29 protein-coding genes are annotated in these 25,693 nt (G+C 62.9%); 20 read left to right on the top strand and 9 right to left on the bottom strand.

The features are described 5' to 3' along the window. Positions 1–37: 37 nt before the first annotated feature. Complete coding sequence (locus Q4G24_RS14540) at positions 38–2,095, bottom strand: acetyl/propionyl/methylcrotonyl-CoA carboxylase subunit alpha (RefSeq protein WP_303367265.1); 2,058 nt, start codon at positions 2,093–2,095, stop codon at positions 38–40. A gap of 30 nt (positions 2,096–2,125) precedes the next feature. Here Q4G24_RS14540 and Q4G24_RS14535 point away from each other — a divergent pair, with 30 nt between their 5' ends. Continuing rightward, positions 2,126–2,875 carry a hypothetical protein gene (locus Q4G24_RS14535; protein ID WP_303367264.1) on the top strand — a complete coding sequence of 250 codons (750 nt, stop codon included), beginning with the start codon at positions 2,126–2,128 and terminating at the stop codon, positions 2,873–2,875. Positions 2,876–2,942: 67 nt separating this feature from the next. Here Q4G24_RS14535 and Q4G24_RS14530 read toward each other — a convergent pair whose 3' ends face one another. The 3 genes from Q4G24_RS14530 to Q4G24_RS14520 are packed head-to-tail and all read right to left on the bottom strand — an operon-like array spanning position 2,943 to position 5,552. Further along, positions 2,943–3,365, bottom strand: a complete 423-nt coding sequence (locus Q4G24_RS14530) for a hypothetical protein (RefSeq protein ID WP_303367263.1) — start codon at positions 3,363–3,365, stop codon at positions 2,943–2,945. A gap of 12 nt (positions 3,366–3,377) precedes the next feature. Continuing rightward, positions 3,378–4,010 (bottom strand): DUF6497 family protein, encoded by a 633-nt coding sequence (locus tag Q4G24_RS14525; protein ID WP_303367262.1) that lies wholly within the window; start codon positions 4,008–4,010, stop codon positions 3,378–3,380. Positions 4,011–4,019: 9 nt separating this feature from the next. Then, on the bottom strand, positions 4,020–5,552 hold the full coding sequence (locus Q4G24_RS14520; protein WP_303367261.1) for an acyl-CoA carboxylase subunit beta: 1,533 nt from the start codon (positions 5,550–5,552) through the stop codon (positions 4,020–4,022). A 185-nt stretch (positions 5,553–5,737) separates the two neighbouring features. On the opposite strand from Q4G24_RS14520, the gene Q4G24_RS14515 reads away from it, so the two are divergent. The 7 genes from Q4G24_RS14515 to Q4G24_RS14485 all read left to right on the top strand — a co-directional run bounded on the left by Q4G24_RS14515 (position 5,738) and on the right by Q4G24_RS14485 (position 11,247). Then, positions 5,738–6,082, top strand: a complete 345-nt coding sequence (locus Q4G24_RS14515; RefSeq protein ID WP_303367260.1) for a zinc ribbon domain-containing protein YjdM — start codon at positions 5,738–5,740, stop codon at positions 6,080–6,082. Then, positions 6,082–7,125, top strand: coding sequence for an alanine racemase (alr, locus tag Q4G24_RS14510; protein WP_303367259.1), 1,044 nt, complete (start codon positions 6,082–6,084; stop codon positions 7,123–7,125). The genes Q4G24_RS14515 and alr overlap by 1 nt, the downstream gene beginning before the upstream one ends. Further along, positions 7,122–7,895, top strand: a complete 774-nt coding sequence (locus tag Q4G24_RS14505; protein WP_303367258.1) for an ABC transporter permease — start codon at positions 7,122–7,124, stop codon at positions 7,893–7,895. Before alr ends, Q4G24_RS14505 begins: the two co-directional genes overlap by 4 nt. Further along, positions 7,892–8,626: an ABC transporter ATP-binding protein gene (locus tag Q4G24_RS14500; protein ID WP_303367257.1), complete on the top strand. Its 735-nt coding sequence runs from the start codon at positions 7,892–7,894 to the stop codon at positions 8,624–8,626. Before Q4G24_RS14505 ends, Q4G24_RS14500 begins: the two co-directional genes overlap by 4 nt. 95 nt (positions 8,627–8,721) lie before the next feature. Then, on the top strand, positions 8,722–9,816 hold the full coding sequence (locus Q4G24_RS14495) for a PhoH family protein (protein ID WP_303367256.1): 1,095 nt from the start codon (positions 8,722–8,724) through the stop codon (positions 9,814–9,816). Continuing rightward, positions 9,809–10,330 carry an rRNA maturation RNase YbeY gene (gene ybeY, locus Q4G24_RS14490; RefSeq protein WP_303367255.1) on the top strand — a complete coding sequence of 174 codons (522 nt, stop codon included), beginning with the start codon at positions 9,809–9,811 and terminating at the stop codon, positions 10,328–10,330. Before Q4G24_RS14495 ends, ybeY begins: the two co-directional genes overlap by 8 nt. Positions 10,331–10,386: 56 nt before the next feature. Continuing rightward, entirely contained in the window at positions 10,387–11,247 is an 861-nt protein-coding gene (locus Q4G24_RS14485) for a CBS domain-containing protein (protein ID WP_303367254.1), read from the top strand. On the opposite strand, the gene msrB is transcribed toward Q4G24_RS14485, so the two are convergent. After that, the gene (msrB, locus tag Q4G24_RS14480; RefSeq protein ID WP_303367253.1) at positions 11,244–11,630 is read right to left on the bottom strand and encodes a peptide-methionine (R)-S-oxide reductase MsrB; all 387 of its coding nucleotides are present in this window, start codon (positions 11,628–11,630) and stop codon (positions 11,244–11,246) included. The two genes, Q4G24_RS14485 and msrB, sit on opposite strands and share 4 nt — an antisense overlap. Before the next feature lie 115 nt (positions 11,631–11,745). Between msrB and Q4G24_RS14475 the strand changes: the two genes are divergently transcribed. Genes Q4G24_RS14475 through Q4G24_RS14465 form a run of 3 tightly spaced genes read left to right on the top strand, consistent with a single transcriptional unit; the run spans position 11,746 to position 13,094 of the window. After that, positions 11,746–12,498, top strand: coding sequence for a GNAT family N-acetyltransferase (locus Q4G24_RS14475; RefSeq protein ID WP_303367252.1), 753 nt, complete (start codon positions 11,746–11,748; stop codon positions 12,496–12,498). A gap of 3 nt (positions 12,499–12,501) precedes the next feature. Further along, entirely contained in the window at positions 12,502–12,897 is a 396-nt protein-coding gene (locus Q4G24_RS14470) for a hypothetical protein (RefSeq protein ID WP_303367251.1), read from the top strand. Between the two features lie 50 nt (positions 12,898–12,947). Then, positions 12,948–13,094: a hypothetical protein gene (locus Q4G24_RS14465; RefSeq protein ID WP_303367250.1), complete on the top strand. Its 147-nt coding sequence runs from the start codon at positions 12,948–12,950 to the stop codon at positions 13,092–13,094. Between the two features lie 56 nt (positions 13,095–13,150). Here Q4G24_RS14465 and Q4G24_RS14460 read toward each other — a convergent pair whose 3' ends face one another. The 3 genes from Q4G24_RS14460 to Q4G24_RS14450 all read right to left on the bottom strand — a co-directional run bounded on the left by Q4G24_RS14460 (position 13,151) and on the right by Q4G24_RS14450 (position 16,543). After that, positions 13,151–13,903 carry a MipA/OmpV family protein gene (locus tag Q4G24_RS14460; protein ID WP_303367249.1) on the bottom strand — a complete coding sequence of 251 codons (753 nt, stop codon included), beginning with the start codon at positions 13,901–13,903 and terminating at the stop codon, positions 13,151–13,153. Between the two features lie 106 nt (positions 13,904–14,009). Beyond that, positions 14,010–14,702: a 7-cyano-7-deazaguanine synthase QueC gene (gene queC / locus Q4G24_RS14455; protein ID WP_303367248.1), complete on the bottom strand. Its 693-nt coding sequence runs from the start codon at positions 14,700–14,702 to the stop codon at positions 14,010–14,012. Then, positions 14,702–16,543: an ABC-F family ATP-binding cassette domain-containing protein gene (locus Q4G24_RS14450; protein ID WP_303367247.1), complete on the bottom strand. Its 1,842-nt coding sequence runs from the start codon at positions 16,541–16,543 to the stop codon at positions 14,702–14,704. Before Q4G24_RS14450 ends, queC begins: the two co-directional genes overlap by 1 nt. 99 nt (positions 16,544–16,642) lie before the next feature. Between Q4G24_RS14450 and Q4G24_RS14445 the strand changes: the two genes are divergently transcribed. The 6 genes from Q4G24_RS14445 to dps all read left to right on the top strand — a co-directional run bounded on the left by Q4G24_RS14445 (position 16,643) and on the right by dps (position 21,600). Then, entirely contained in the window at positions 16,643–18,292 is a 1,650-nt protein-coding gene (locus Q4G24_RS14445) for a glycosyltransferase family 4 protein (protein WP_303367246.1), read from the top strand. Between the two features lie 75 nt (positions 18,293–18,367). Next, a complete protein-coding gene (ndk, locus tag Q4G24_RS14440; protein WP_303367245.1) occupies positions 18,368–18,790 on the top strand; it encodes a nucleoside-diphosphate kinase in 423 nt (140 codons plus the stop codon). Between the two features lie 115 nt (positions 18,791–18,905). Beyond that, the gene (fabD, locus tag Q4G24_RS14435; protein ID WP_303367244.1) at positions 18,906–19,832 is read left to right on the top strand and encodes an ACP S-malonyltransferase; all 927 of its coding nucleotides are present in this window, start codon (positions 18,906–18,908) and stop codon (positions 19,830–19,832) included. Positions 19,833–19,900: 68 nt separating this feature from the next. Next, positions 19,901–20,638 carry a 3-oxoacyl-ACP reductase FabG gene (gene fabG, locus Q4G24_RS14430; protein ID WP_303367243.1) on the top strand — a complete coding sequence of 246 codons (738 nt, stop codon included), beginning with the start codon at positions 19,901–19,903 and terminating at the stop codon, positions 20,636–20,638. A 134-nt stretch (positions 20,639–20,772) separates the two neighbouring features. Then, positions 20,773–21,006 carry an acyl carrier protein gene (locus Q4G24_RS14425; RefSeq protein WP_303367242.1) on the top strand — a complete coding sequence of 78 codons (234 nt, stop codon included), beginning with the start codon at positions 20,773–20,775 and terminating at the stop codon, positions 21,004–21,006. A gap of 120 nt (positions 21,007–21,126) precedes the next feature. Beyond that, positions 21,127–21,600 carry a DNA starvation/stationary phase protection protein Dps gene (gene dps, locus Q4G24_RS14420; RefSeq protein WP_303367241.1) on the top strand — a complete coding sequence of 158 codons (474 nt, stop codon included), beginning with the start codon at positions 21,127–21,129 and terminating at the stop codon, positions 21,598–21,600. A 96-nt stretch (positions 21,601–21,696) separates the two neighbouring features. Here dps and Q4G24_RS14415 read toward each other — a convergent pair whose 3' ends face one another. Next, positions 21,697–22,515, bottom strand: coding sequence for a sulfotransferase family protein (locus Q4G24_RS14415; protein WP_303367240.1), 819 nt, complete (start codon positions 22,513–22,515; stop codon positions 21,697–21,699). Between the two features lie 143 nt (positions 22,516–22,658). Between Q4G24_RS14415 and Q4G24_RS14410 the strand changes: the two genes are divergently transcribed. The 3 genes from Q4G24_RS14410 to Q4G24_RS14400 are packed head-to-tail and all read left to right on the top strand — an operon-like array spanning position 22,659 to position 25,364. Beyond that, entirely contained in the window at positions 22,659–24,236 is a 1,578-nt protein-coding gene (locus Q4G24_RS14410) for a DUF5928 domain-containing protein (RefSeq protein ID WP_303367239.1), read from the top strand. 10 nt (positions 24,237–24,246) lie between these two features. Beyond that, positions 24,247–24,621, top strand: a complete 375-nt coding sequence (locus Q4G24_RS14405) for an HIT domain-containing protein (protein WP_303367238.1) — start codon at positions 24,247–24,249, stop codon at positions 24,619–24,621. Further along, positions 24,618–25,364: an alpha/beta fold hydrolase gene (locus Q4G24_RS14400; protein ID WP_303367237.1), complete on the top strand. Its 747-nt coding sequence runs from the start codon at positions 24,618–24,620 to the stop codon at positions 25,362–25,364. The genes Q4G24_RS14405 and Q4G24_RS14400 overlap by 4 nt, the downstream gene beginning before the upstream one ends. The last annotated feature ends 329 nt before the right edge of the window (positions 25,365–25,693 follow it).

The raw sequence follows: 25,693 nt of genomic DNA, 5'->3' as shown, positions 1-25,693 counted from the left end.
CCCCCGGCTTTGGTCAGATCATATGCCGGACGGCAGGTCACTCGAACTCCATGATGATGTCGTCCACCTTCAGGCTTTCGCCTGCGCTGGCGTTGATCTTCTTCACCACGGCTTTCTTTTCGGCGCGCAGGATGTTTTCCATCTTCATCGCCTCGACGGTGGCCAGCGCCTGACCTTCCTGCACCTCGTCACCCTCGGCCACGCTGATCTTCACCACCAGCCCCGGCATCGGGCAGAGCAGGAAGCGCGAGGTATCCGGTGCGAGTTTTTCCGGCATCAGGCGGGCCAGTTCGGCGGCGCGGGGGCGGCGGATATAGGCTTTCAGGTCCGCGCCACGGGTACGCAGGCGATAACCGGCGGGGATCTTGTCCACCTTCATCACCAGAGCCGCGCCATCAACGACCATCCGCGCCAGTGATTGCCCCGGCAGCCAGTCGCTTTCCACCCGCATGTCGCGCCCGTCGATGGTCACGGTCGAGCCGTCGCGGTCCGCCTTGATTTGCACCGGAACCTCACGATCCCCGATGAACACCACCCAATTGGTGCCGACCCGGCGTTCGTGATTGTCCAGCCGTCCGGTGATCCGGCAGCGGCGGATTTCGGCGACCCGGTGCATGGCCGCTGCTGCCGCCGCGATGCGGTCGATCTCGGCCGGGGCCGGGGTCACGCCGGTAAAGCCCTCCGGGTATTCCTCGGCAATGAAGGCCGTGGAAATATCGCCCGAGATGAACTTGGGGTGATCCATCACCGCCGACAGGAAGGGCAGGTTATGGCCGATGCCCTCGACCTCGAACCCGTCCAGCGCCTCGCGCATGGCTTCGATGGCACCGGCGCGGGTCGGCGCCCAGGTGCAGAGCTTGGCGATCATCGGGTCATAGAACATGCTGATCTCGCCGCCGTCATAGACGCCGGTATCGTTGCGCACGCCGACCGCCGCCACCGCAGGCGTATCGCCCGGATGCGCAGGCACCCATTTTCCGGCGTCAGACAGTGGCCCGGCAGCGGTTTCCACCGGCGGGCGATAGCGGGTCAGGCGGCCGATCGAGGGCAGGAAGTTCCGATAGGGGTCTTCGGCATAAAGGCGGCTTTCGATGGCCCAGCCGTTGATGGTCAGATCGTCCTGGGTGAAGGGCAGCTTTTCACCCATCGCCACGCGGATCATCATTTCCACCAGATCAATGCCGGTAATCAGTTCCGTGACCGGATGTTCCACCTGCAAACGGGTGTTCATCTCAAGGAAATAGAAATTGCGGTCGCCGTCCACGATGAACTCGACTGTGCCTGCGCTGGCATAGCCCACCGCCTTGGCCAGCGCGACGGCCTGTTCGCCCATGGCCTTGCGGGTGGCTTCGTCGAGGAAGGGGCTGGGGGCCTCCTCAATGACTTTCTGGTTGCGGCGCTGGATCGAACATTCGCGCTCGAACAGGTAAACCGCGTTGCCGTGGCTGTCGGCCAGCACCTGAATCTCGATATGGCGCGGCTGGGTTACGAATTTTTCGATGAAGATGCGGTCGTCGCCAAAGCTGTTCGCCGCCTCGTTCCTGGACGATTCGAACCCCTCGCGGGCCTCGGTATCGTTCCATGCAATGCGCATCCCCTTGCCGCCGCCGCCCGCGCTGGCCTTGATCATCACCGGATAGCCGATCTCATTCGAGATTTTCACCGCCTCATCCGCATCCGCGATCAGGCCCATATAGCCGGGAACGGTGTTCACCCCGGCCTCTTGCGCGATCTTTTTCGAGGTGATCTTGTCGCCCATGGCCTCGATGGCCTTGGCGGGCGGGCCGACGAACACGACCCCCTCGGCCTCCAGCGCGGCTGCGAAATCCATCCGTTCGGACAGGAAGCCATAGCCGGGGTGAACTGCCTTTGCGCCAGTCTGGCGGATGGCGTCCATGATCTTGTCGATCACGATATAGGATTGGTTGGCGGGGGGCGGGCCGATGTGAACCGCCTCGTCAGCCATTTGCACATGCAGCGCCGCGCGGTCGGCGTCGGAATAGACGGCAACCGTTTTGATGCCCATTTTGCGGGCGGTCTTGATGACGCGGCAGGCGATCTCGCCCCGGTTGGCGATCAGGATCTTGTCGAACATGGCTGTCCCTTGCTCTGGCTGAGGTCTGTATTGCGGAAACGAAAAACGCCGCCCCGGTGCGAAACCGGGACGGCGGAAATCAGATCAGGGCCGCGCGACGAATGCGCGGTCAGGATATTACTGGCAAACGCCGACGTCGTTGCACAGCGCACCACCGGCCGCGCCAAGGGCCGCGCCTTTGAGGACGTTCTTGCCAGCAACGTCTGCGATGACGGCACCCGCAGCAGCCCCGATAAGGGCGCGGTCGGTGTCGGTCGGGTTGATGTTCTGCGTACAGCCAGCGACGGCAGCAAGGCCGACGAAAGCGACGGGCAAAAGCAGGGCTTTGCGCATGGGATACTCTCCTTATGGAAACCCTGCATCGCGTTTCGATGCAGGGCAATCGTTACGAAAGTGAACGCAACAGTGCGGTTGACGGTTGCATCACAGTTTCGCGTGAAATTACTGGGCGCAAACGCCCATGTCGTCACAGATCGCGCCAGCGGTCGCGCCAAGCGCCGCGCCGGTGAGGACGTTTTCACCCAGAGCTTTCGCGGTAACGGCACCGCCGACAGCACCAATGGCCGCGCGCTGCGCGTCCGGCGACAGGCCGGTTGCGGTGTTATAGCCATAGCCCGGCTGCTGGCAGGCCGCGAGGCCACCGACGAGCGCGAGAGCTGCACCGAAGCGGAGGAAAGAGGAAACTTGCATTGTTCACTGCCTGTATTGAAGCGCCATTCCGGCGCGGTTGCTTGCAAACGTAACGGCATAATCGCACAGTTCGTTCCTTGCCAGAACTGACAAGACTGTGAAAAAGTTGCAAGTGTTTGCGAACGGCCGGGATGCCGCAAGGGCGAAAAGACGCGCATCAGTCGTCGTCCTCGTCCCAGTCGTCTTCGTCCTCATCCTCGTCCCAGTCGTCGTCCCAGTCGAATTCGGGCTGAGAATCCGTGGCGAAAAGCTGCGGAAAGCTGGCCTCGGCGCGGGCCAGATCAACACGCAAAAGCTGTTCATAGCTGGTCGGGTCCAGCTTGCCGACGGCGACGACTTCGCGGTTCAGCAGCCATGACAGGCGGCCCGCGTCAAGATTGCCGCGTTCGAACGGTTCATCCCCGAAATGCGCGATCAGTGCTGCCAGAAACCCTTCATCCGCGCGCCGGTCCGAGGCGGAACGGTCGCGGAACCGTTCCCGCGCCACCAGTTTGGTTGCGCCTTTCTTATTGGCGCGACGGATCACGAACTGGTGGTTCGAGCTTGGCAGGCGGCCGGGGAACTTCCGGTGCTTCAGCATGGCGCGTCTTTCCTATATCGCCGTTTCGGGCTGGCAGGTGTTGGTATCGGCGGGCAGGTCGTAAGCCTCGAACACCTGCACCATTTCGGGGTTGGCCGCGCCAAACAGGTTCACCCGGTCGGCAAGGCTGATGATGATTTGCACCGGGCGCGGGCCTTCCTCCGCCAGCCGGGGCAGGGCGTAATTCAGGCACAGCCACAGCATATCTGCCTGAACCTGCTCCAGCGCCTCGACGGTGGGGCCATCGGCCAGCGGTTGAGCGCCCTGCGCCGTCACTGCCAGCGGTCCGGTTGCGGTCAGGTCAGGGGCCAGCAGCGACGGCATGTCTTGATCCTCTGGCACCAGTTGCGCATCGGCAAAGCCGGTCAGCCATGACATCGGATCATCCAGAACCGCCACCTGCGCTTCGTCGATGGGGGGCAGCACCGGCGGCGGGATCAGCTTTGGCAGGTTGGGGCTGACAAAGCGGAACCGATAGGTCAGCCCATATGCCCCCGGCGCCGTATGCACCACGTCCTGCCAATAGGTCAGCATCCCCGACGGCACCGGCAAGGGCGGCGGGGTGGCATCCTCGGCCCATGCCGCGACGGGCGCGGCAAGGGTCAGGCAGGCAAAGATAGGGGCAAGGGCAGGGACAAGGCGCATCTTCGGGCGTTACAGCGGGATGTTATCGTGCTTTTTCCACGGGTTCTTCAGCTCTTTCGTGCGCAGGCTGGCAAAGGCACGCGCGATCCGCTTGCGGGTCGAACGCGGCTGAATCACCTCGTCGATAAAGCCTTTTTCCGCCGCCACGAAGGGGTTGGCGAAACGGCCCTCGTAATCCTTGGTGCGGGCCGCGATCTTGTCGGCGTCGCCCAATTCCTTGCGATAGAGGATCTCGACTGCGCCTTTCGCACCCATCACCGCGATTTCCGCCGTGGGCCAGGCATAGTTGAAATCGCCCCGCAGGTGTTTCGAGGACATCACGTCATAGGCCCCGCCATAGGCTTTGCGGGTGATGACGGTGACTTTCGGCACGGTCGCTTCGCCATAGGCGAACAGCAGCTTTGCGCCGTGTTTGATAACCCCGCCATATTCCTGCGAGGTGCCCGGCAGAAAGCCCGGCACATCCACCAGCGTCAGAATCGGGATGCTGAACGCATCGCAGAAGCGCACGAAACGCGCGGCCTTGCGGCTGGAGTCAATGTCCAGACAGCCCGCCAGCACCATCGGCTGGTTGGCGACGACGCCGACGGTCTGGCCCTCGATGCGGATAAAGCCGATCACGATATTCCCGGCGTAATCCTTTTGAATCTCATAGAAATCGCCCTCATCCGCCAGTTTGGTGATAAGCTCTTTCATATCATAGGGCTGGTTCGGGTTGTCCGGCACCAGCGTATCAAGGCTGGCCTCGACCCGCAGCGGGTCGTCAAAGAACGGGCGTGTGGGGGCCTTGTCGCGGTTCGACAGCGGCAGGAAATCGAACAGGCGGCGAATCTCGGTCAGGGCCTCGACATCGTTATCAAAGGCGCCATCGGCCACGCTGGATTTCTTGGTGTGGGTGCTGGCACCGCCCAATTCCTCGGCGGTGACGACCTCATTGGTGACGGTTTTCACCACATCGGGGCCGGTCACGAACATATAGGACGTGTCGCGCACCATGAAGATAAAGTCGGTCATCGCCGGTGAATAGACCGCGCCGCCCGCGCAAGGCCCCATGATAACGCTGATCTGCGGCACCACGCCAGAGGCCATGATGTTGCGCTGGAACACCTCGGCATAGCCTGCAAGGCTGGCGACGCCTTCCTGAATCCGCGCGCCACCCGAATCGTTCAGGCCAATGACCGGCGCACCGTTCTGCATCGCCATATCCATGATCTTGCAGATTTTCTGCGCATGGGTTTCCGAGAGGCTGCCGCCGAATACGGTGAAATCCTGCGAGAACACATAGACCATGCGGCCGTTGATCGTTCCCCAGCCGGTCACGACGCCATCGCCTGCAGGGCGGTCGTTTTCCATCCCGAACTCGGTCGAGCGATGGGCCACGAACATGTCGAACTCCTCAAAGCTGCCTTCGTCCAGCAGCAGGTCGATGCGTTCGCGGGCGGTCAGCTTGCCGCGGGCGTGCTGCGCGTCGATCCGCGCCTGCCCGCCGCCAAGGCGTGCGGCCTCGCGCCGGGTTTCCAACTGGTTCAGGATGTCCTTCATCTCGCCCCTCCGAATATGACGGTTTGGGGCAGCTTACGGCGCAAGATGTAGGCAATAAAGGAAAATCGGGAATATTTGCAAAATATATAGCTGAATTGAATTGCAAATTGCAAAAATGCGAAGTCGCCCGAAGCCCGTGCGATCTTTTGGTGGCGGGGCCGGGGCGACGGGGCTATAAGCCGGGCATGAGTGAGAACCTGCCCCCATGCCCCGAATGTTCGTCCGCCTATGTTTATCAGGTGGATGCCCTGCTGACTTGCCCGGAATGTGGCCATGAATGGTCGGCGGATGCCGCCGCCAGCGACGATACGCCGCAGGTGCGCGACAGCGTGGGCAATGTGTTGGCGGATGGCGATACGGTCACGGTCATCAAGGATCTGAAGCTGAAAGGCTCGTCCTCGGTCATCAAGGTTGGCACCAAGGTGCGCGGCATCCGTCTGGTGGACGGCGATCACGATATTGATTGCAAAGTGCCGGGCTTTGGCCAGATCGGGCTGAAATCGCAATTCGTCAAGAAAGTTACGGAATAATGGACCAGAGCAGCGCCCGCCTGAGCATCGACCTGAACGCCATCGCCGCAAACTGGCGGGCGCTGGCGGTATTGTCGCCGGGGGCGCGGGCTGCTGCGGTGGTCAAGGCCGACTCTTATGGGCTTGGCGCGGCCCGTGTGGCGGCGCGGCTGTATGATGAGGGTGCGCGGGATTTCTTTGTTGCGCTGGCCTCTGAGGGTCAGGCAATCCGCCCGTATCTGGCCGATGATGCGCAGATTTTTGTGCTGTCCGGCCATATGGAAGGGGCTGATCTGGCCGGGCTGATCCCGGTGCTGAACGGCCCGGAACAATATTTCCGGGACCGCACCAAGCGCCCCGGCCAGCCCTTTGGCATTCAGCTTGACACCGGCATGAACCGTCTGGGGTTTGAGCCATCCGAATGGGCCGGGCTGCGGGCCGAGGTGCTGGCTGCCGATCCGGCGCTGGTGATGTCGCATCTGGCTTGTGCCGATGCCCCCGACCACCAGATGAATCGCCAGCAATTGCAGGCGTTCCGCGAAATGACCGAAGGTGTGACCGCGCCGCGTTCGCTGGCTGCGACCGGGGGAATTTTGCTGGGGCCGGAGTATCACTTCGACCTGACCCGCCCCGGCATTGGCCTTTATGGCGGTCAGCCCTTTACGGACGCGCAGCCGGTGGTGCGGCTGTCCCTGCCAGTTATTCAGACCCGGCTGGTGCAGACGGGCGAGACTGTGGGCTATTCCAACACATGGACGGCCGAGCGGCCCAGCCGGATTGCGACCGTTGCGGCGGGCTATGCCGATGGGGTGCTGCGGGCCTTGTCGTCGGACGGGCAGCGCCCGCGGGTGGCGCTGTTTGCGGGTGATCGCGCGTGCCCGGTGGTTGGGCGGGTGTCTATGGACCTTATCACCTGCGATGTGACCGGGCTGGATGATCTGCCGCCCGCGCTGGACCTGATCTGCCCGGCGCAGGGCGTTGATGCGGTGGGTGCCGCGGCGGGAACCATCGGCTATGAGATTCTGACCTCGCTTGCTGCGCGATACGCACGGGAATATCTGTGAACCCCATCCGCGCCCTTGGCCGTATGACGCTGGCGCTTGTGGCGCTGATCGGGCGGCTGGCGATTTTTCTGGGGCGTGGTCTGGCGGGTATCCTGCCGATTGGCGGCCCGGCCTATCCGCGTAATCTGGTGCAGCAGATCATCCAGATCGGCTGGCTGTCGCTGCCCGTGGTCGGGCTGACGGCGCTGTTTACCGGCGCGGCGCTGGCCTTGCAGATCCATTCCGGCGGGGCGCGGTTTCAGGCCAGCGATGTGGTTCCCGCCATCGTCGCCATCGGTATGGCGCGGGAGTTGGGGCCGGTGCTGGGCGGGCTGATGGTGGCCTCGCGCGTGTCCAGCTCGATCGCGGCCGAGATCGGCACCATGCGCGTCACCGAACAGATCGACGCGCTGGCAACCCTGTCCACTGATCCGATGCGCTGGCTGGTGGCGCCGCGCCTGTGGGCGGGGATGCTGACTGTGCCGCTGCTGATCGGGGTGGGCGATGTGCTGGGGATCATGGGCGGCTGGCTGGTCGGGACGCAGGGGCTTGGGTTCAATTCGGCGCAATATCTGGCGAATTCATGGGCCTATCTGGAACGCTGGGATGTGGTGTCGGGGCTGTGGAAAGGTGTCGCCTTTGGCCTGATCGTGGCGCTGTCGGGTTGCTGGTTCGGGATGCGCACCGGGCGCGGCGCAGCGGGAGTCGGGCGGGCGACGACCTCGGCGGTGGTGGCGGCTGCGGTCGGGATTCTGGCTGCGAACTTTGTCCTGACGGGGCTGTTCTTTTGAGTGCCGAGTTCGAAATCAAGGGCTTGCGCAAAGCGTTCGGCACGCGGCAGGTGCTGGATGGGCTGGACCTGACCATCGCGCGGGGCGAAAATCTGGTGGTGATCGGACAGTCGGGCAGCGGTAAGTCGCTGCTGCTGCGCTCGATCCTTGGGCTGGAGGTGCCAGACGCAGGCCAGATCCTGTGGCGTGGACAGGTGCTGGACGCCCGCCGCCGCGCGGCGTTCATGGACGGGTTCGGGATGCTGTTTCAGGGCGCGGGGCTGTTCGACAGCCTGCCGGTCTGGCGCAACGTGGCGTTCCGTCTGCTGCAATCCATGCCTGCCGCCCGCGCCCGCGCCATTGCGGTGGACAAGCTGGCGCGGGTGGGTCTTGGGCCAGAAGTCGCAGAGATGATGCCGGCGGAACTGTCGGGCGGCATGGCCAAGCGCGTAGGGCTGGCCCGTGCCATCGCTGCCGATCCGCAGGTGATCTTTTTCGACGAGCCAACGACCGGGCTGGACCCGATCCGGGCAACGATGATTGACCGGCTGATCCGCAGCATCGTGACCGAGACCGGCGCGACCGCCATCACCATCACCCATGATATTGCCAGTATGCGCCATATCGCCGACCGCGTGGCGCTTCTGCACAAGGGGAAGCTGCGCTGGCATGGCCCGGTGGAGGCGGTCGATATGGCCACCGATCCGGTGCTGCGGGCCTTTCTGGCTGGGGAACCTGATGCTGCCCTGTGAAACTTTCCGCCGCTTTGTGGCTTTATACCTTTGGCCCCTTGCGCGAATCCTTTGGGCTTGCCACCTTGAACCCAGTGACCAGACCGGAGAGTGATTTGGGTTTGACCCCGACAACCCCCGCCGCCGCCGAAACCTTGTTAGAGTTTCCCGACAATCGCCTGTTGATCGACCTTTGCGGTCCGCATGATCGCCATTTGGCCCGGATCGAGGAGGCTCTTGGCGTTCATATCCTGCGCCGGGGCAATCAGCTTGCCGTGGTCGGCCCCTCTGATGCGCAGGCCGAGGCCGCAGGTGTCCTGCGCGGGCTTTATGCCCGGCTGGAAAGCGGTCGCCCGGTCGAACTGGCCGAGGTCGAATCGGCCCTGCGCATGGGCGTCGATCCGGTTACGGAAACCGTCAGTCCCAGCGAACAGCTTGAGATGTTTGCCGCGGGGAACATCGAGCTGCGCACCCGCAAGAAAACCGTTGAACCCCGCACGGATGCGCAGAAAGCCTATGTCCGCAGCCTGTTCGCCAATGAACTGGCCTTTGGCATCGGCCCGGCAGGCACCGGCAAGACCTATCTGGCGGTCGCGGCGGGTGTCACCATGCTGATTAACGGCCATGTCGATAAGATCATCCTGTCCCGCCCCGCCGTCGAGGCGGGCGAGCGTCTGGGCTTTTTGCCCGGCGACATGAAGGAAAAGGTCGATCCCTATATGCAGCCGCTTTATGACGCGCTGAACGATTTTCTGCCCGGCAAACAATTGCAAAAGCTGATGGAAGAAAAGCGTATCGAAATCGCGCCTCTGGCCTTTATGCGCGGGCGCACGCTGGCCAATGCTTTCGTGGTGCTGGACGAGGCGCAGAACGCGACCACCATGCAGATGAAGATGTTTCTGACCCGTCTTGGTGAAGGCTCGCGCATGGTGATTACCGGCGACCGCACGCAGATCGACCTGCCGCGTGGCATCGGCTCGGGTCTGGTCGAGGCCGAGCGGGTGCTGAAAGATGTGCCGGGTATCGGTTTCAGCTATTTCACCGCTGTTGATGTGGTGCGGCACCCGCTGGTGGCGAAGATCATTCAGGCTTATGATCGGGACATGGAACTGAATCCGCATGATCCGCAGGTCGGCCCGGCCCCGCGCCGGATGCCCGGCAGCCGCCGCCCCGCAGCGGGCGATACCGCCGAAGGTGGCGCGGATGGATGAGCTTCCCGCCGGGCTGACCCCCGACCCGGTCGATATTGTGATCGAGGATGAGCGTTGGCTGGACACCGGCCTTGAGGCGCTGGCGCAGTCTGCGGTTGCGGCGGCCTGCGAATATCTGGAATTGGCGCCACAGCCCGCCGTGGTGATCATGGGCTGCGATGACGTCCGCATCGCGACGCTGAACACGCAATTCCGGGGCAAGCCTACGCCCACGAATGTGCTGTCATGGCCCGCTGTCGAACATATCCCGCACGCGCCCGGCGAATGGCCACAAATCCCGCAGGTCGATGAACTTGGGGATATTGCGATTGCCTGGGACACCTGTGCGCGTGAAGCGGGAGAGCAGGGCAAGACCATGGCCGATCATGTCGCGCATCTGCTGGTTCATGCGGTGCTGCATCTGGCCGGTTTCGACCATGAAAACGACCCCGACGCCGAGCTGATGGAGGAGGCCGAGCGCCAGATTCTGCGGCGTCTTGAAATCTCGGACCCATATCAGGAACAGGCCGGATGAGCGGCGATAAGCAACAAGAAGACCCCCTTAGTCCTCAACTCTCCGCAGCGAGCAACGTGGCGGCGGACCCTGCCGACTGGTCGGATGGGATCGGCGGTGAAGGGCGTGACCTGCCGGCCTCACGCGGGTTCTTGGGCCGGTTGCTGGGGGCGTTCGGCAATGATGGTGAAGCCGAGACAGCGGTGGAGACCAGCGCGGCACCCGCGCCGGGCATGGTCAACCTGCGCCGGTTGCGCGTCGATGATGTGGCTGTTCCCAAGGCCGATATTGTCGCCGCGCCAATTGATGCCAGCCTGAATGATCTGGTCGAGATGTTCCGCGAACATGGCTTTTCCCGAATGCCGGTATTTCGCGGCACGCTGGACAGCCCGCTGGGGTTGGTCCACCTGAAAGACCTTGCCCTGCGTTTCGGCTTTGGCGCGGCTCCTGCGGGTAAGTTCGCGCTGCGCCCGCTCTTGCGGCCCTTGCTGTATGTGCCGCCCTCGATGCCGATTGGTGTGCTGTTGCAACAGATGCAGCAAAAGCGCACGCATATGGCGCTGGTGATTGACGAATATGGCGGCGTTGACGGGCTGGTGACGATCGAAGACCTGATCGAACAGGTCATAGGTGAGATCGAGGATGAACACGATGAGGCCGAGGGCGACCTGTTGGTGCAGGAAAAGCCCGGCCAATGGCTGATTCAGGCCAAGGCGCCGCTGTCTGATCTGGAAACCGAAATCGGCCAGCGCCTGACCACTGACGAGGCCGAGGAGGAGATCGACACGCTGGGCGGGCTGATCTTTATGCTGGCCGGGCGTATCCCCTTGCGCGGCGAGGTCATTCCCCATGAAACCGGGGCCGAGTTCGAGATCGTGGACGCTGACCCCCGTCGCATCAAGCGGGTGCGTCTGCGTCTGCCGGAGGTTTCGGCCTAATCCGCCACAAAGCGCAGCGCCACGCCATTGATGCAATAGCGCAGCCCTGTTGGCGGCGGGCCGTCTGGGAACACATGGCCAAGATGCGCGTCGCAGCGATGGCAGCGCACTTCGGTGCGGATCATGCCGTGGCTGGCGTCGTGATGTTCGTCAATGCCGCCGCCCGCACGGCTGAAACTGGGCCAGCCGCAATGGCTTTCGAACTTGGCGTCCTGGTCGAACAGCCGCGCCCCGCAGCAGACACATTCGTAATGCCCCGGCCCGGCGGGAAAACCGGGATGCGAGAATGGGCGTTCGGTTCCTGCCTCGCGGGTGACGCGATAGGCTTCCGGGGTCAGCATCGCCTGCCACTCGGCCTTGCTGCGGGTCACGCGGTCAGTCATGTCACATCCCTGTCTTTTTGCCGTTGCAGTCATGTTACAAGATAGTTTTATCCGGGCAGGGAACAAGACCGCCCGGCTGCGGGTTGTCATGCAGCCGATCGTTACGGAGGCAGAGATGTCGTTTCTCAAAGGCCGTTATATCGCCCGACTTGCGGAAACCCCTGAAGATTTGCGCCGTGCCCAGCGGTTGCGCTGGCTGGCCTTTGTTGGCAAGCGCGGCGGCGTTGGCGATGAGGACACGCTGGACGCCGACGATCACGACGCGCAATGCCATCATGTGCTGGTTGAGGATACCGCCAGCGGCACCTTGATCTGCACCTTTCGCTTTCTGCTTCTGGAAAGCGGCGATGATATCGAGCGCAGCTATTCCGCCCGTTATTACAACCTGACCGCGCTGCATGATTTTGACGGGCCGATGGTCGAGATGGGCCGGTTCTGCATCCATCCCGAATGGCGTGATCCCAATATCCTGAGGGTGGCTTGGGCTTTTATGACCCGGTTTGTCGATGAAAACGGTGTGCAACTGTTGTTCGGCTGCTCGTCTTTCATGGGAACGGAACCGGATGTCTATGCCGATTCCTTTGCCATGCTGAAGGACCGCCATCTGGCCCCCAAACGCTGGCTGCCCCGTGTCAAAGCGCCCAATGTGTTCCGCTTTGCCCGTCGCTTGCGGGCGAAAAAGCCCGATGCCAAGGCGGCGCTGGCCGGGATGCCGCCCTTGCTGCGCACCTATCTGATGATGGGCGGCTGGGTCAGCGATCATGCGGTGGTCGATGCGCAACTGAACACGTTGCACGTCTTTACCGGGCTGGAGATCCGCGCCATCCCGTCGGGGCGTGCGCGTCTGCTGCGGGATGTGGCGGGGTAAACGGTGGCTGAAAGGCGGCCGGTTTTCGCACCGACAATTTATCGGGCCTTATCGGCCTTTGGTCTGGCCTTTGCCATGGCTGTGGTGGTCGCGCTTATTTTCCTTTTTTGGGATTACGTTCAGGGTGATGCAGAACCCTTCCGCGCGAACCTTCTGCTTGGGGTGGTCTATCCGCCGGTGACAGCGGTGGTAATGTCGATTGGCTGGATGCTGTGGCTGGGCTTCGGTCTGGCCTTGGCAGGGGATTGGCCGCGGTTTGGGCGGCAATTGGACAAGATGCGGCAGGCTGCGCTGGATGCGATCTTTAGCTGGATCGGCTTTCTTGTCGGCTTTGCGACGGGCTTGCTTTGCGCTGTTGGTGTCGGGTTGGGGCAGGATAGGATAGGGGCGGGGGGCTGACAGTTGGTATTTGGCTGCAACTGATCGTTGCACTTGCAGGTGCCAGCGTCGTGGTTCTGATTTATGAGCTGCTGGCGCAAATCTGGCTGGATGCTGCCGGGAAGGCGTGTCGCTTTCCATGGTGGGGCAGGTTGCTGGCCATTGCGGTGCCGCTGGCGCTGATCGCTGCTTTGCCTTGGTTGTTCAGGGCGCATTAAAAAGCGGCGGTGCTGTTGCCAGCCCGCCGCTTTTCGACCTGTCCCCCGGTCGTTATTCAGAAGCCAAAGTTCAGGCTGCGGACATAGCCGATACCGACGCTGAACTGGTTTTTATCCTCGGTGATGGGCGAATCGGCAGCGTCGTTTTTCAGACGCCCCACGGTAACGCGGCCAAGAATGGCGCTGCTATCGGTCAGGGCATAGCGGGCCTCAAGCGATGCCTGCACAGCCTTGATCCCGCCGGATGCCTCATAGACCGGGAAGTTCGCACCATTGGCGACCTCGGCGGCCGAGACACCGAAATAGCTGTTCATATAGTCGCTGTCGCCATATTGCGCCTCAACCCGGCTGGTCAGGCGGATACGGTCGTTGAGGTTGGTGGAATAGCGCACGCCGACCTCACCCACGACGCCTTCGTGGCCGGATACGGCTTTGCGGGCGGCGATATAGCCCTGCACATCACCCACGCCGTAACCGGCGCGCAGGCCCAGTTCGACCCCACGGCTGACCTTATCCAGACCGTTCAGCCGGGCGTAGTCGCCCGAATCGCGTTCGGGGGCGAGGCCGGTGGACAGGCCCCAGCTAAAGCCCTGCGGCACGCCAGCAGAGGAAACCGCATCACCACGGCTGACCGAAAAATCGCGCAGGATGAACCACGGTGCGGCCTCATTATCGCCAGCGCCGGGGTATTCGGGGCGGGATTGCACACCCACGCCAAGATCCGCCGAGACGTTATAGCCAAGCGTCTGCGCCCCGGCGGGCAGGGCAGCGAAAGCGGCAGCAACAGCCAGAGCAGCAAGTTTGGTCATCGTGGGGCCTTTCATCTTTTCGCCTGAATCGCAAAATCCGGGCCATATCGCAATCCCGCGAAGTGCCGCAGGCGGCGATTCCTTGCGGGGCGTTGCATCTGTGCCGCTATCGCTGCGCCACCGCCTGTCGCCAGAAATCCGGGTCGTCATATGCGGTCGGGTCGGGGATGCCAGCATCGGCAAAGGCTTCGGCGCGTTCCACGCAGGTGCCGCAACGCCCGCAATGGTGCGTGCCGCCTTTGTAACAGGACCATGTTTCGGCAAAGGGCGTCCGGTGGCGCGCGCCATCCGTCACAATATCCGCCTTGGAGCCGTTCAGATAGGGGGCGATCAACTCGATCCGGCCCATGCCATCCAGCGCGGCGTCCTGCATGGCCTGAAAGGCCGCGATGAAACCGGGGCGGCAGTCGGGATAGATGAAATGGTCGCCACCATGAACCGCAATCGCCACCCCCGACAGATCACGGGCCGAGGCGATGCCGAAAGCCGCCGTCAGCATGATGGCATTGCGGTTCGGCACAACGGTGATGCGCATATTGTCTTCGGCATAATGGCCGTCGGGGACGTCGGCGGTGTCGGTCAGGGCGTTGCCGGTCAGGCAGGCACCGATGGGGCGGATGTCCACGATGTCATGCGCCACGCCAAGCCGGGCGGCACAGGCGGCGGCGCAGTCCAGTTCCTTGCGGTGGCGCTGGCCATAGTCAAAGCTGACCAGCCCCGCCAGTCGCCCTTCATCCGCGATACGATGCGCCAGCGAGACCGAATCAAGCCCGCCCGAACAGATCACCAGCACGCCCATCAGCCATTCTCCGCCAGTTCAAGATTTTCCAGCGCCCGCATCCACAGTTCTTCTGCGCGGGTCATGGCCTCACGCGCTTCGGCGTGCTTTTTGCCCCATTTCTCGGCCTCGGACGGGGTGCCGTAAATTGCCGGATCGGCCAGCTTTATATCCAGCTTTTCCAGCATTTCGGTCAGCTTGCCGACACGTTCTTCGGCGCGGCGGACCTCGGCCCGCAATTCCAGCAGCGCATCGCGCGAGGGGCGCTTTTTCGTGGGCGCGGGTTTTTCTGGCTTTTCGGCAGGCGGGGCGCTGCCCAACAGGCTGGCGCGATAGGTGTCAAGATCATCCTGATAAGGCGTCACCCGGCCCTGATCGACCAGCCACAGCCGATCCGCGACCAGCCCCAGCAGGTGCATGTCATGGCTGACCAGCACCACCGCGCCGGTATAATCGTTCAGGGCCTCGGTCAGCGCCTCGCGCGATTCGATGTCGAGGTGGTTGGTCGGTTCGTCCAGAATCAGCAGATGCGGTGCGTCAATCGTCGCCAGCAGCAGCGACAGCCGTGCCTTTTGTCCGCCTGACAACTGGCCGACGCGGGTTTCGGCCTGCGCTTCGAACAGGCCAAAACCGGCCAGCCGCGCCCGCAGCCGGGCCGGGGCTTCGTCAGGACGCAGGCGGCGGATATGGTCCAGCGGGGTTTCATCCAGATGCAGCTCATCGACCTGATGCTGTGCGAAATAGCCGATGCGCAGCTTGCCCGAGCGCACCACGCGCCCTTCCATCGCGGGCAGGCGGTCGGCCAGCAGCTTGGACAGGGTGGATTTGCCCTGACCGTTGCGGCCCAGCAGGGCGATGCGGTCGTCCTGATCTATGCGCAGGTCCAGCCGCGACAGCACCCGCCGGTCGCCGTAGCCGACCGCCACCCCGTCCAGCGACAGGATCGGCGGCGAAAGCTGTTCGGGCTGCGGAAAGGTGAAACGGAACTGCGCGGCCTCATGCGGGGCGGTGATTGGCTCCATCTTTTCCAGCATTTTCACGCGGGCCTGTGCCTGTTTGGCCTTGCTGGCCTTGGCGCGGAAACGGTCCACGAAACTTTGCAGATGGGCGCGGCGGGTTTCCTGTTTCTTGGCCTCGGCCATTTGCAGGGCGCGGCGTTCGGCGCGGGCGCGGGCAAAGGCGTCATAGCCGCCCGTGTAAAGCGTCAGTCGCCGGTCCTCCAGATGCAGGATATGGCCGACGGCGCGGTTCAGCAGGTCGCGGTCGTGGCTGATAACGATGACCGTATGCGGATAGCGGGCCAGATAGCCTTCCAGCCACAAAGCACCTTCAAGGTCCAGATAGTTTGTCGGCTCGTCCAGCATCAGCACGTCGGGCTGCGCGAACAGCACCCCCGCGAGCGCCATGCGCATCCGCCAGCCACCAGAGAAATCGCTGACCGGGCGGGCCTGATCGGCGCTGTCAAAGCCCAGCCCGCGCAGAATGGCGCTGGCGCGGGCCTCGGCGGACCAGGCGTCGATGTCGGCCAGCCGGGTCTGGATTTCCGCGATGCGGTGGGGGTCGTCGGTCTGTTCAGCCAGCAGTGCGGCGCGTTCGGTATCGGCGGCCAGCACCGTGTTCAGCACGCTGGCGCTGGTAGCGGCGGTTTCCTGCGAGACGCCGCCGATGCGGGCGCGCGGCGGCAGGGTGATGCTGCCGCCGTCCAGTGACAGCTCGCCCCGGATCAGGCGGAACAGCGTCGTCTTGCCCGCGCCATTGGGACCGACAAGCCCGACCTTGTGGCCCTCAGGAATGGTGGCGCTGGCCCCTTCGAACAGGGGGCGGCCAGCGATGGAATAGGAAATATCGTCGATGCGCAGCATATCCGCCCCATGACCGAAACCGCGCGGCGGGTCAATGGCGGCTGCTGACAGGTTGACTTGCTGCGGCCATGGGGTTTCCTGAGGCAAAGGGGGATGGTGATGCAGAATGATCCACGACAGGCGGCGATTTATTTCGCCAGTGATGGCTATGACCCGGCGGGCAAAGGGATCAATGGCCGTCGGGTGGCGGGCGAATCGTTCCTGCGCGGCTGGCTGGCGCAGAGCGGCGACGGGCCGGTGCGGGGCGTGGGGGATACGCCTTCGGCCATGCGCGGCTTTCGTGATTTCGTGCAGGCCCATGCGCCGGGCCGTCCGGTCGAAACGGTGCTGAGCTATCAGGCCGGGATGGCGCAGATTGGAACGCTGTTTTACCCCTCGCCGGGGCTTGCCGGACAGGCTTGGGCGCGGATGCGGCGGGGGCAGGGGGCGTGGTCGATCTGCGGGATCACGCATACGATTTCCACCCGCGCCGTGATGGAACAGATCGCGCAGATGGTCTTTGCGCCGCTGGCCCCTTGGGATGCGCTGGTGCTGACCTCGCGGGCGGTGCGCTCGGCGGTGGAAAGCCAGTTGGCGCAGGTCGAGGATTACGCCCGCCGCCGCTTTGGCGGGGTGGTGCCGGCGCGGGTGATGCTGCCGGTGATCCCGCTGGGGGTGCATGTGGCGGATTTCGCGCCCGACCCGGCAGCAGGCGCAGGGTTGCGGGCGCGGCTGGGGCTGGCCGAGGGTGACATTCTGGTGATGACCCTGGCGCGGCTGAGTTTCGCGGAAAAGTTCGATCCTTTGCCGGTGTTCATCGGGCTGCAACAGGCGGCGCAGCAATTTGGCGGGCGGCTGCATTATGCGTTGGTCGGGCAGTTCTCGGCTGGCAGCACACAGGCGGATTATCAGCGGGCGGCGGCGCAACTTGCCCCGGATGTGGTGCTGCATTTCGTCGATGGTGGCGACCTGGTGCAGCGCAAGGCGGCGCTGTCGGGGGCGGATATGTTCCTGTTCCCTATCGACAATATTCAAGAAACCTTTGGCCTTGCTCCGGTCGAGGCGATGGCGGCGGGCTTGCCGGTGATTGCGACCGATTGGGACGGTCTGCGCGATACGGTGACACCGGATTGTGGCATCCTGATCCCGACCCTGACCGGGCGGGCTGAACACAGCCGCATCGAATCGCTGCGTTTTCTGACTGGCACCGACAGTTACCACGCCTTTCTGTCGTTGCTGTCGGGGATGAGCAGCTTTGACCCGCAGGTGCTGGCGCAGGCGGTGCTGCGGCTGGCGCAGGATGCGGGGCTGCGGGCGCGGATGGGGGCGGCGGGTCAGCGCCGTGCGCGGCAGGTGTTCGACTGGGCAGCGGTGGTGCCGCAGATGCAGGATCTCTGGGCCGAACAAAGCGCCCGCCGTCAGCGCGATGCGGGGCTGGCGCTGCCGCCTGCGGATGCGGCCGTGCTGCCCTCGGGGTTTTCGATGTTCGCGGGCTGGCCTTCGGATCAACTGCCGCAGCAGGCGGCGCTGGTTCTGGCACCTCTGGCCGCCAGTCTGCCATCGCCCGATCAGATGGCGGCGCTGGGCAGCCTGCCAAAGCTGCGGCGCGGGCTGGAAGCCCCGGCGATCATGGCCAGCGTACTGGCCGCGCTGACCGATCAGCCTCAGCAGACCGCTGCGCTGGCCCGACAGTTGGGGCTGGCGCAGGTCACGGTCGAACGGGTCGGGCTATGGCTGGTGAAATATGGCTATGCGCGGCTGGCTGGCTGATCTTTTCAACCGCCGCTGCCCGTGTTACCGGGGCGCCGCAACCGGGCTTTGCCCCGCAGATCAAGGATTATGACCATGGCCACCGAACGCACCCTGTCCATCATCAAGCCCGACGCCACCAAGCGCAACCTGACCGGCAAGATCGTCGCCAAGTTCGAGGATGCGGGCCTGCGCGTCGTCGCCTCGAAGCGCATCCACCTGTCGCCCGCTCAGGCTGGCCAGTTCTATGCCGAACATGCCGAGCGCCCCTTTTATGGCGAGCTGTGCGCGTTCATGGCGTCCGAACCCGTCGTCGTGCAGGTGCTGGAAGGTGAAGGCGCAATTGCCAAGAACCGCGAAGTGATGGGCGCCACCGACCCGGCAGAAGCCGCCGCAGGCACCATCCGCAAGGATTTCGCGCTGTCCAAGGGCGAAAACTCGGTCCACGGTTCCGACAGTCCAGAATCGGCTGCGCGTGAAATCGCGTTCTTCTTCTCGGGGCTGGAACTGGTCGGCTGATCGGTTTCGCCGCGCGTTTCCGGGCCGTCCCTTCGGGGGCGGCCTTTTCATTTGGTTGCCGATGCCCCGCGCGATGCGCTAGAGCATGGGAAACAAATGCAGAAGGAAGTTTCCGATGCGGGCATATGTGTTTCCCGGTCAAGGCGCGCAGGTGATCGGCATGGGCCGCGAGCTGGCGCAGGCTTATCCCGCCGCGCAGGCGGTGTTCGATGAGGTGGACGAGGCGCTGGGCGAAAGCCTCTCGGCGCTGATCTGGGACGGCGACATCGAGACCCTGACCCTGACGCAAAACGCGCAACCGGCGCTGATGGCGACATCTATCGCCGCCATGCGGGCGCTGGAGGCCGAGGGTTTCGGGATCGAGGGTGCGGATTTCGTCGCGGGTCACTCGCTTGGGGAATATTCGGCGCTTTGCGCGGCGGGGGCGATCTCGCTGGCGGATACGGCGCGGCTGCTGCGCCTGCGCGGGCAGGCCATGCAAGAGGCGGTGCCGGTCGGGCAGGGCGCGATGGCGGCCATTCTGGGGCTGGATTTCGCCGCCGTCGAGGCACTGGCCCATGATGCCGCCGAGGGCGAGGTCTGCCAGGCGGCCAATGACAACGACCCGGCGCAGGTGGTGATCTCGGGTCACAAGGATGCCGTGGAACGCGCCGCCGCGCTGGCCAAGGAGCGCGGCGCCAAGCGGGCCTTGATGCTGCCGGTTTCGGCACCGTTCCATTCGGTCCTGATGCAGCCCGCCGCCGGGGTGATGGCTGACGCGCTGGCCGCAGTGGATATTGCCATGCCTGCGGTGCCGGTTATCGCCAATGTGCGGGCCGAGCCGGTGCAGGAACCGGGCGCCATCCGCCGCCTGCTGGTGGAACAGGTCACGGGCGCGGTGCGCTGGCGCGAATCGGTGGAATGGATGGCCGGCAATGGTGTGACCGAGTTCTGGGAAATCGGTGCGGGCAAGGCTTTGTCCGGGATGATCAAGCGCATTGCCAAAGATGCGATGGTGCGGAACTTTGGCGCTCCTGCGGATATTGCGGCGCTGAAAGGCTGATGGAGGACGCGGGGGCTGTCTGCCCCCGCACCCCCGAGGATATTTTTATGAAGAAGAAAGGATCGCTGATGTTCGATCTGACAGGTAAGCGGGCGCTGGTGACTGGTGCCTCGGGCGGGATCGGCGGCGCGATTGCCGCGGCGCTGCATCAGGCGGGGGCCGTGGTGGCCTTGTCCGGGACGCGGGAAGCACCGCTGGCAGAGCTGGCGGCGAAGCTGGGCGATCGTGCCTATGTCGTGACCGCCAATCTGGGTGATGCGGAGGCCGTCGAGGCGCTGCCCAAGGCCGCCGCTGAGGCGATGGGTGGGGTGGATATTCTGGTCAATAATGCCGGAATCACCCGTGACAATCTGTTCATGCGCATGTCGGATGAGGAATGGGCGCAGGTTCTGGATGTGAACCTGACCAGCTCGTTCCGGCTGATGCGCGGGGTTTTGCGCGGCATGATGAAGGCGCGTTGGGGCCGGATCGTGAATATCACCAGCGTGGTCGGCACTACCGGCAATCCGGGGCAGGGCAATTATGCTGCGGCCAAGGCGGGGCTGGTCGGCATGTCCAAATCGCTGGCCTATGAGGTCGCCAGCCGTGGCATTACCGTGAATTGCGTGGCCCCCGGCTTTATCGCCACCGCCATGACCGACAAACTGAACGACGAACAGAAGGGCAAGATCCTGACGCAGATTCCCGCCGGTCAGATGGGCAGCCCCGAGGACATCGCCGCCGCCGTGCTGTATCTGTCCAGCCCCGAGGCCGGATATGTCACCGGGGCCACGCTGCATGTGAATGGCGGCATGGCGATGGTCTGAAAAAATGGCAAAAGCGGTTGCAAGCAGCCCGGCGGGTGCTATATGCCCCCATCAAGGCCGCAGGGTAACCGCCTTCGGCTGCGCGGGCATGGCCCGTTCAATTGGGCGGATGCCCGCGAAAATGAGGAATAGACATGAGCGATATCTCTGATCGCGTGAAGAAAATCGTCGTCGAACATCTGGGCGTTGACGAAGACAAAGTCGTCGAATCGGCTTCGTTCATCGACGATCTGGGTGCGGACAGCCTCGACACGGTCGAGCTGGTCATGGCCTTCGAGGAAGAATTCGGCATCGAAATCCCCGATGACGCCGCCGAAAACATCCAGACCTTTGGCGACGCGGTGAAATTCATCGAAGGCGCGCAGTAATCGCCCGACCTTCGGAACAAGCTGAAAACGGCGTCCTTCGGGGCGCCGTTTTTATTGCGTATGGAACAGTTCAGCGCGGCAGGGGTTTTCTGACTGACCAACCACCATCAGGAGGCCGTCATGGCTGTCAAACTGCACGGACTGGAAGACAATGCCCGCAAAACCTCGATTGAAACGCTGAATGCGAATCTGGCCAACGCGATTGCGCTGAGCTTGGCGATCAAGCAAGCACATTGGAACGTAAAGGGCCGCAATTTTATCGCGGTGCATGAACTTCTGGATCAGGTCAACGCCCGTATTCTGGACCAGATCGACACTATGGCCGAACGTGTGCAACAACTGGACGGCGTTGCGCTTGGCACGCTGGAGGAAGTCTCGAAGGCCAGCAGCCTTGCTCCCTATCCCACCGATCTGACCAAGGCTGAGGATCATATCAAAGCGATCTGCGACCGTCTGCGTCAGGTCGGCGGCGGCTATCGTGCCGGGATCGACACCACGGATGCGGCGGGCGATGCAGGGACGGCGGATCTGTTCACGGCTGCCAGCCGCGAGGCTGACAAGGACCTGTGGTTCCTGGAAAGCCACTTGGAATAACGAAAAAAGGCGGGGCCTGACCCCGCCTTTCCCTCTCTTTTGTCCCCAAATATCCCGGGGTGAGACGCTGAAAGCGTCGAGGGGCAGCGCCCCTTGTCAGCGGCCCAGCTTGGCGTGAACCTCGTCCAGATCAACCTCGCCCTTGGGCATCTTGTTGTCGGGGTCGTCGAAATCATACTGGAAAAGCTGGAAATCCTTTTTGTAGATTTCCCACACGAGATGGCGGGACAGGTCGTCGAAATAATCGCTGATCTTATGCGCCCGCTTTGGCCCGTGACCTTCGGATTCGTTGAACCGCGGCACGGCGTTCACATCGACCTTATGCGGGGTGTCGGTCAGTTTCAGGAAATCTTCCATCCCCTCGTTGAACTTCTCGGTAAAGAAGATGCGGTCGTAACGCCCGCCGTTCACGATGAAGGTCGAGATATGGCCCGACATGGCCGACCAATGGATGTCAGGTTCCATCGGGCGGCGCCAGCGGATGGTGTCGCGGGCGAACAGCAGGAACCGGCGAAACGATTTGATCTGGTCAAAATCGAACCCATCCTCGGGGCTGCCGACCTCGATCCCATAACGCTGGGTCAGTTGCGGCACCAGATTGCCGCGATAGCGTTTGCCGTTGCGCTGGATGCCGGCGATCTTGTCGAAGAAGGACGACAGGATGCGGCCATAGGGGTTGCGCACCACGGTAAAGGTCGGGGCTTTATGCGCCAGCACGGCTTTTTCGATGCTGTCCTGCGATTCGGGCAGGCCCCATTTGTGCATGCCGTCTTTCGCGTCGTGAATGTCGCCGTCGAAATAGCGGCCATGATCCGAATAGAACATGATCTGCCCGATGGTCGAGCAGGCGCATTTCGGCACGACCCGATAGACCATGCTTTCGCTTTCGGTCATCCAGGTTCCGGGGAAGCCCATGATAATGCCTTTCGTTTCTGTTGCCACACCTTGCCAGCGCGGCCAAAATCGTTACAGACAAAACAAATCATTGCCGGTTTTTCAACGCCTCGTCGTAACAAAAAGCTGGTTTCGTTGCACAAATACCCGAAAAGTGGGGGGTTATGGCCCGCATCGCCTTTATTTTGCTGTGTCACAAAGACCCCAAGGGCATCATCGCGCAGGCGGAACGCCTGACGGCCTCGGGGGATTTCGTGTCGATCCACTTCGACGGGCGCGCCCGCCCCGAGGATTACGCGGCCATCCGCAAGGCGCTTGACCCGAACCCTTCGGTGGTTTTCGCGCGCAAGCGGTTGAAATGCGGCTGGGGCGAATGGTCGCTGGTCGCTGCCACACTGGAGGCCGTCCGTGCTGCTGTGGATGCGTTTCCGTCCGCGACGCATTTCTACATGCTGTCGGGCGATTGTATGCCGACGAAAACGGCACAATTTGCGCATGATTTCCTCGATTCCGAGGAATGTGACTATATTGAATCGTTCGATTTCTTTGAAAGCGACTGGATCAAGACCGGCTTCAAGGAAGAACGGCTGATCTATCGTCACCCTTTCAACGAACGCACCCAGTCGCGGCTGTTCTATGCGTTCTATGAGCTTCAGCGCCGGTTGAATATCACCCGCGAGGTGCCTGCCGACATCCGCATGATGATCGGCAGCCAGTGGTGGTGCCTGCGCCGCCAGACCGTTGAAAAGGTGCTGGATTTTTGCGATACGCGCCGCGATGTGATGCGGTTTTTTGCGACCACATGGATCCCTGATGAGACGTTTTTCCAGACCGTGGTGCGGCATGTGGTGGCGGATAAGGAGATCCGCACCCGCACCCTGACCTATCTGCTGTTCACCGATTACGGGATGCCGGTCGTGTTCTATAACGACCATTACGACCTGTTGCTGGCGCAGAATTATCTGTTCGCCCGCAAGATCAGCCCCGAGGCCATCCAGTTGCGCGAACGGCTTGGGGCGCTGTGGCAGGCCGAGGATGTGGCCTTTCCGATCTCGAACGAAGGCAAGGGGCTGTTCCGTTTCCTCGTTGGCCGGGGGCGAATCGGCCGCCGCTTTGCGCCACGGTTCTGGGAAACCGAAGGTTCGCTGTCGCGTTCCAGCCGGTTGCATCTGATTATCACGAAGAAATGGCATATCGCCAAACGGCTGACGGCGGCGATTCGCTGGCACACCGAAACCCCTGCCGTCGATTTCCTGTTCAACGAGGATCAGGCCAATCTGCCTGACCTTGGTGGTGTCGAAAAGACCGTGGCCAAGCGGGAGCGTCACCGTAAGGCGCTGATCCGGCTGCTGTTCGATCAGTTTGAATCGAACCGGCTGGCGATCTGCCTTGATCCTTCTGCGCTGCAACTGATCGACGATTTCACCCGAGACAAGGCCGATGCGCGGGTGTTGTTCATCGAGAGCGATTTCACCGATGACTATATCCGCGGCCATATCCGTCGCGTCGGGCTGGCGGGCGAGGCATCGCCGCAAGCCGTGGTGGACCGGCTGTTGCCGGTGGTGCGTTCTGATCTGGAGCATGAGGCCGAGCGGCTTCAGGAAATGGACATCGAAACCCTGTTCACCATCAGCCCGCACCGATCCGAGGCGGAAAATGCCGCGACCCTTGCCGCCTTCCTCGATATCCCGCAGGATCAGGCCGAAGAACTGGCCCGCACGCCGCATCTGTTTGAAGACTGACGAGGTTCCCATGCGTCCCGCCTATGACGACAGCAATATCTTTGCCCGCATCCTGCGCGGCGAGATTCCCAATGATACCGTGGCCGAAAGCGATCACGCGCTGGCCTTTCGTGATATTTCGCCCAAGGCGCCCACGCATGTGCTGGTGATCCCCAAGGGCGCCTATGTCAGCCTTGACGATTTCGCCGCCCATGCCAGCCCCGAGGAAATCACCGATTTCATGCGGCTGGTGGCCCGTGTGGCGGATTCCGAAGGTGTCGGCCTGACCGCAGGCGGGCAGGGGTTCCGCGCCATTGCCAATGCGGGCGATGACGGTGTGCAAGAGGTGCCGCATTTCCACCTGCATATTCTTGGCGGCCGCAATATTGGCCGGATGATCGAATGACGGGTTTTCTGGACACGCCGCAGGGGCGACGGCTGGCTTATCACCAGACGCCGGGCAAAGGGCCGGGGGCGGTGTTCCTGGGCGGGTTCAAATCCGACATGCAGGGCAGCAAGGCGCTGTTCTTGCAGGATTGGGCGGAACGGCAGGGGCGGGCCTTCCTGCGCTTTGACTATTCCGGCCATGGTGCGTCCGACGGCGATTTCGAGGATGGCTGCATCGGTGACTGGTTCGCAGATGCCGCCAGCGCCATCACCAGCCTGACCGAAGGTCCGCAGGTTCTGGTCGGTTCCAGCATGGGCGGTTGGATCAGCCTGCTGATCGCGCGGGCGATGCCTGACCGGGTTGCCGGGCTTGTGACCATCGCCGCCGCGCCGGATTTCACCCAGAACGGCTTTTGGGCGGGGTTTGATGCCGCCCAACGCGCCACGCTGGAACAAGTGGGCCGGGTCGAACTGCCCTCGGAATATGCCGACAGTCCCTATGTCATTACCCGCCGTCTGATCGAGGATGGTCGCGACCATCTGGTGCTGACCCGGCCGCTGGTTTTGCCCTTCGCTACCCGCTTCCTGCAAGGCACCGCTGACGTGGATGTGCCGATGCAATGGGCGCTGGACCTGCTGGCCCATGCCGAGGGCGAGGACATGCGCCTTGTGCTGGTCAAAGGTGCCGACCACCGCTTTTCCAATGACCGCTGCCTGTCCCTGATCGGCGCTACGCTGGATGAAGTTTTGGTGCAGTTGTAAGGGCAAAAGGGCGCGCCCTTGCCATCGGGTCATGCGCTCTTCTTTGCGGGTAAGGGTCCGCTGGATTATCGTCCGGGTGCGCCGAAGCCCGGAGGGTATTTGTAGATAAAAGATTAACCCGATGCCTGGCGGCGATCTGTCCTGAGGTTCTTTGCCTGCGCAGGATAAAGATTTGGTGGGAATGGGCGCGGTGATCCCCCGGCGGGTTTTGACCTGCCGATCATTTGCGGCGTCTTTCCCTGTTTTGCCGTAAAAGCTGCCAGCCACATATCCTTTGACCTGCCCCCCGAAAGATCCCTCACTTTAATGTAGAGTCTGCTCAACCGCGA

Source organism: Paracoccus sp. (in: a-proteobacteria), assembly GCF_030538695.1.
Lineage (GTDB): Bacteria > Pseudomonadota > Alphaproteobacteria > Rhodobacterales > Rhodobacteraceae > Paracoccus.
This window is presented reverse-complemented; position numbering and strand designations above follow the sequence as displayed.

Excerpts from the sequence above, each read along its gene's own strand:
- Q4G24_RS14540 (WP_303367265.1), bottom strand. The coding sequence starts at position 2,095 with ATGTTCGACAAGATCCTGATCGCCAACCGGGGCGAGATCGCCTGCCGC.
- Q4G24_RS14530 (WP_303367263.1), bottom strand. The coding sequence starts at position 3,365 with ATGCTGAAGCACCGGAAGTTCCCCGGCCGCCTGCCAAGCTCGAACCAC.
- Q4G24_RS14525 (WP_303367262.1), bottom strand. The coding sequence starts at position 4,010 with ATGCGCCTTGTCCCTGCCCTTGCCCCTATCTTTGCCTGCCTGACCCTT.
- Q4G24_RS14520 (WP_303367261.1), bottom strand. The coding sequence starts at position 5,552 with ATGAAGGACATCCTGAACCAGTTGGAAACCCGGCGCGAGGCCGCACGC.
- Q4G24_RS14515 (WP_303367260.1), top strand. The coding sequence starts at position 5,738 with ATGAGTGAGAACCTGCCCCCATGCCCCGAATGTTCGTCCGCCTATGTT.
- alr (WP_303367259.1), top strand. The coding sequence starts at position 6,082 with ATGGACCAGAGCAGCGCCCGCCTGAGCATCGACCTGAACGCCATCGCC.
- ybeY (WP_303367255.1), top strand. The coding sequence starts at position 9,809 with ATGGATGAGCTTCCCGCCGGGCTGACCCCCGACCCGGTCGATATTGTG.
- msrB (WP_303367253.1), bottom strand. The coding sequence starts at position 11,630 with ATGACTGACCGCGTGACCCGCAGCAAGGCCGAGTGGCAGGCGATGCTG.
- Q4G24_RS14475 (WP_303367252.1), top strand. The coding sequence starts at position 11,746 with ATGTCGTTTCTCAAAGGCCGTTATATCGCCCGACTTGCGGAAACCCCT.
- Q4G24_RS14460 (WP_303367249.1), bottom strand. The coding sequence starts at position 13,903 with ATGACCAAACTTGCTGCTCTGGCTGTTGCTGCCGCTTTCGCTGCCCTG.
- queC (WP_303367248.1), bottom strand. The coding sequence starts at position 14,702 with ATGGGCGTGCTGGTGATCTGTTCGGGCGGGCTTGATTCGGTCTCGCTG.
- Q4G24_RS14450 (WP_303367247.1), bottom strand. The coding sequence starts at position 16,543 with ATGCTGCGCATCGACGATATTTCCTATTCCATCGCTGGCCGCCCCCTG.
- Q4G24_RS14445 (WP_303367246.1), top strand. The coding sequence starts at position 16,643 with ATGCAGAATGATCCACGACAGGCGGCGATTTATTTCGCCAGTGATGGC.
- ndk (WP_303367245.1), top strand. The coding sequence starts at position 18,368 with ATGGCCACCGAACGCACCCTGTCCATCATCAAGCCCGACGCCACCAAG.
- fabD (WP_303367244.1), top strand. The coding sequence starts at position 18,906 with ATGCGGGCATATGTGTTTCCCGGTCAAGGCGCGCAGGTGATCGGCATG.
- fabG (WP_303367243.1), top strand. The coding sequence starts at position 19,901 with ATGTTCGATCTGACAGGTAAGCGGGCGCTGGTGACTGGTGCCTCGGGC.
- Q4G24_RS14425 (WP_303367242.1), top strand. The coding sequence starts at position 20,773 with ATGAGCGATATCTCTGATCGCGTGAAGAAAATCGTCGTCGAACATCTG.
- dps (WP_303367241.1), top strand. The coding sequence starts at position 21,127 with ATGGCTGTCAAACTGCACGGACTGGAAGACAATGCCCGCAAAACCTCG.
- Q4G24_RS14415 (WP_303367240.1), bottom strand. The coding sequence starts at position 22,515 with ATGGGCTTCCCCGGAACCTGGATGACCGAAAGCGAAAGCATGGTCTAT.
- Q4G24_RS14410 (WP_303367239.1), top strand. The coding sequence starts at position 22,659 with ATGGCCCGCATCGCCTTTATTTTGCTGTGTCACAAAGACCCCAAGGGC.
- Q4G24_RS14405 (WP_303367238.1), top strand. The coding sequence starts at position 24,247 with ATGCGTCCCGCCTATGACGACAGCAATATCTTTGCCCGCATCCTGCGC.
- Q4G24_RS14400 (WP_303367237.1), top strand. The coding sequence starts at position 24,618 with ATGACGGGTTTTCTGGACACGCCGCAGGGGCGACGGCTGGCTTATCAC.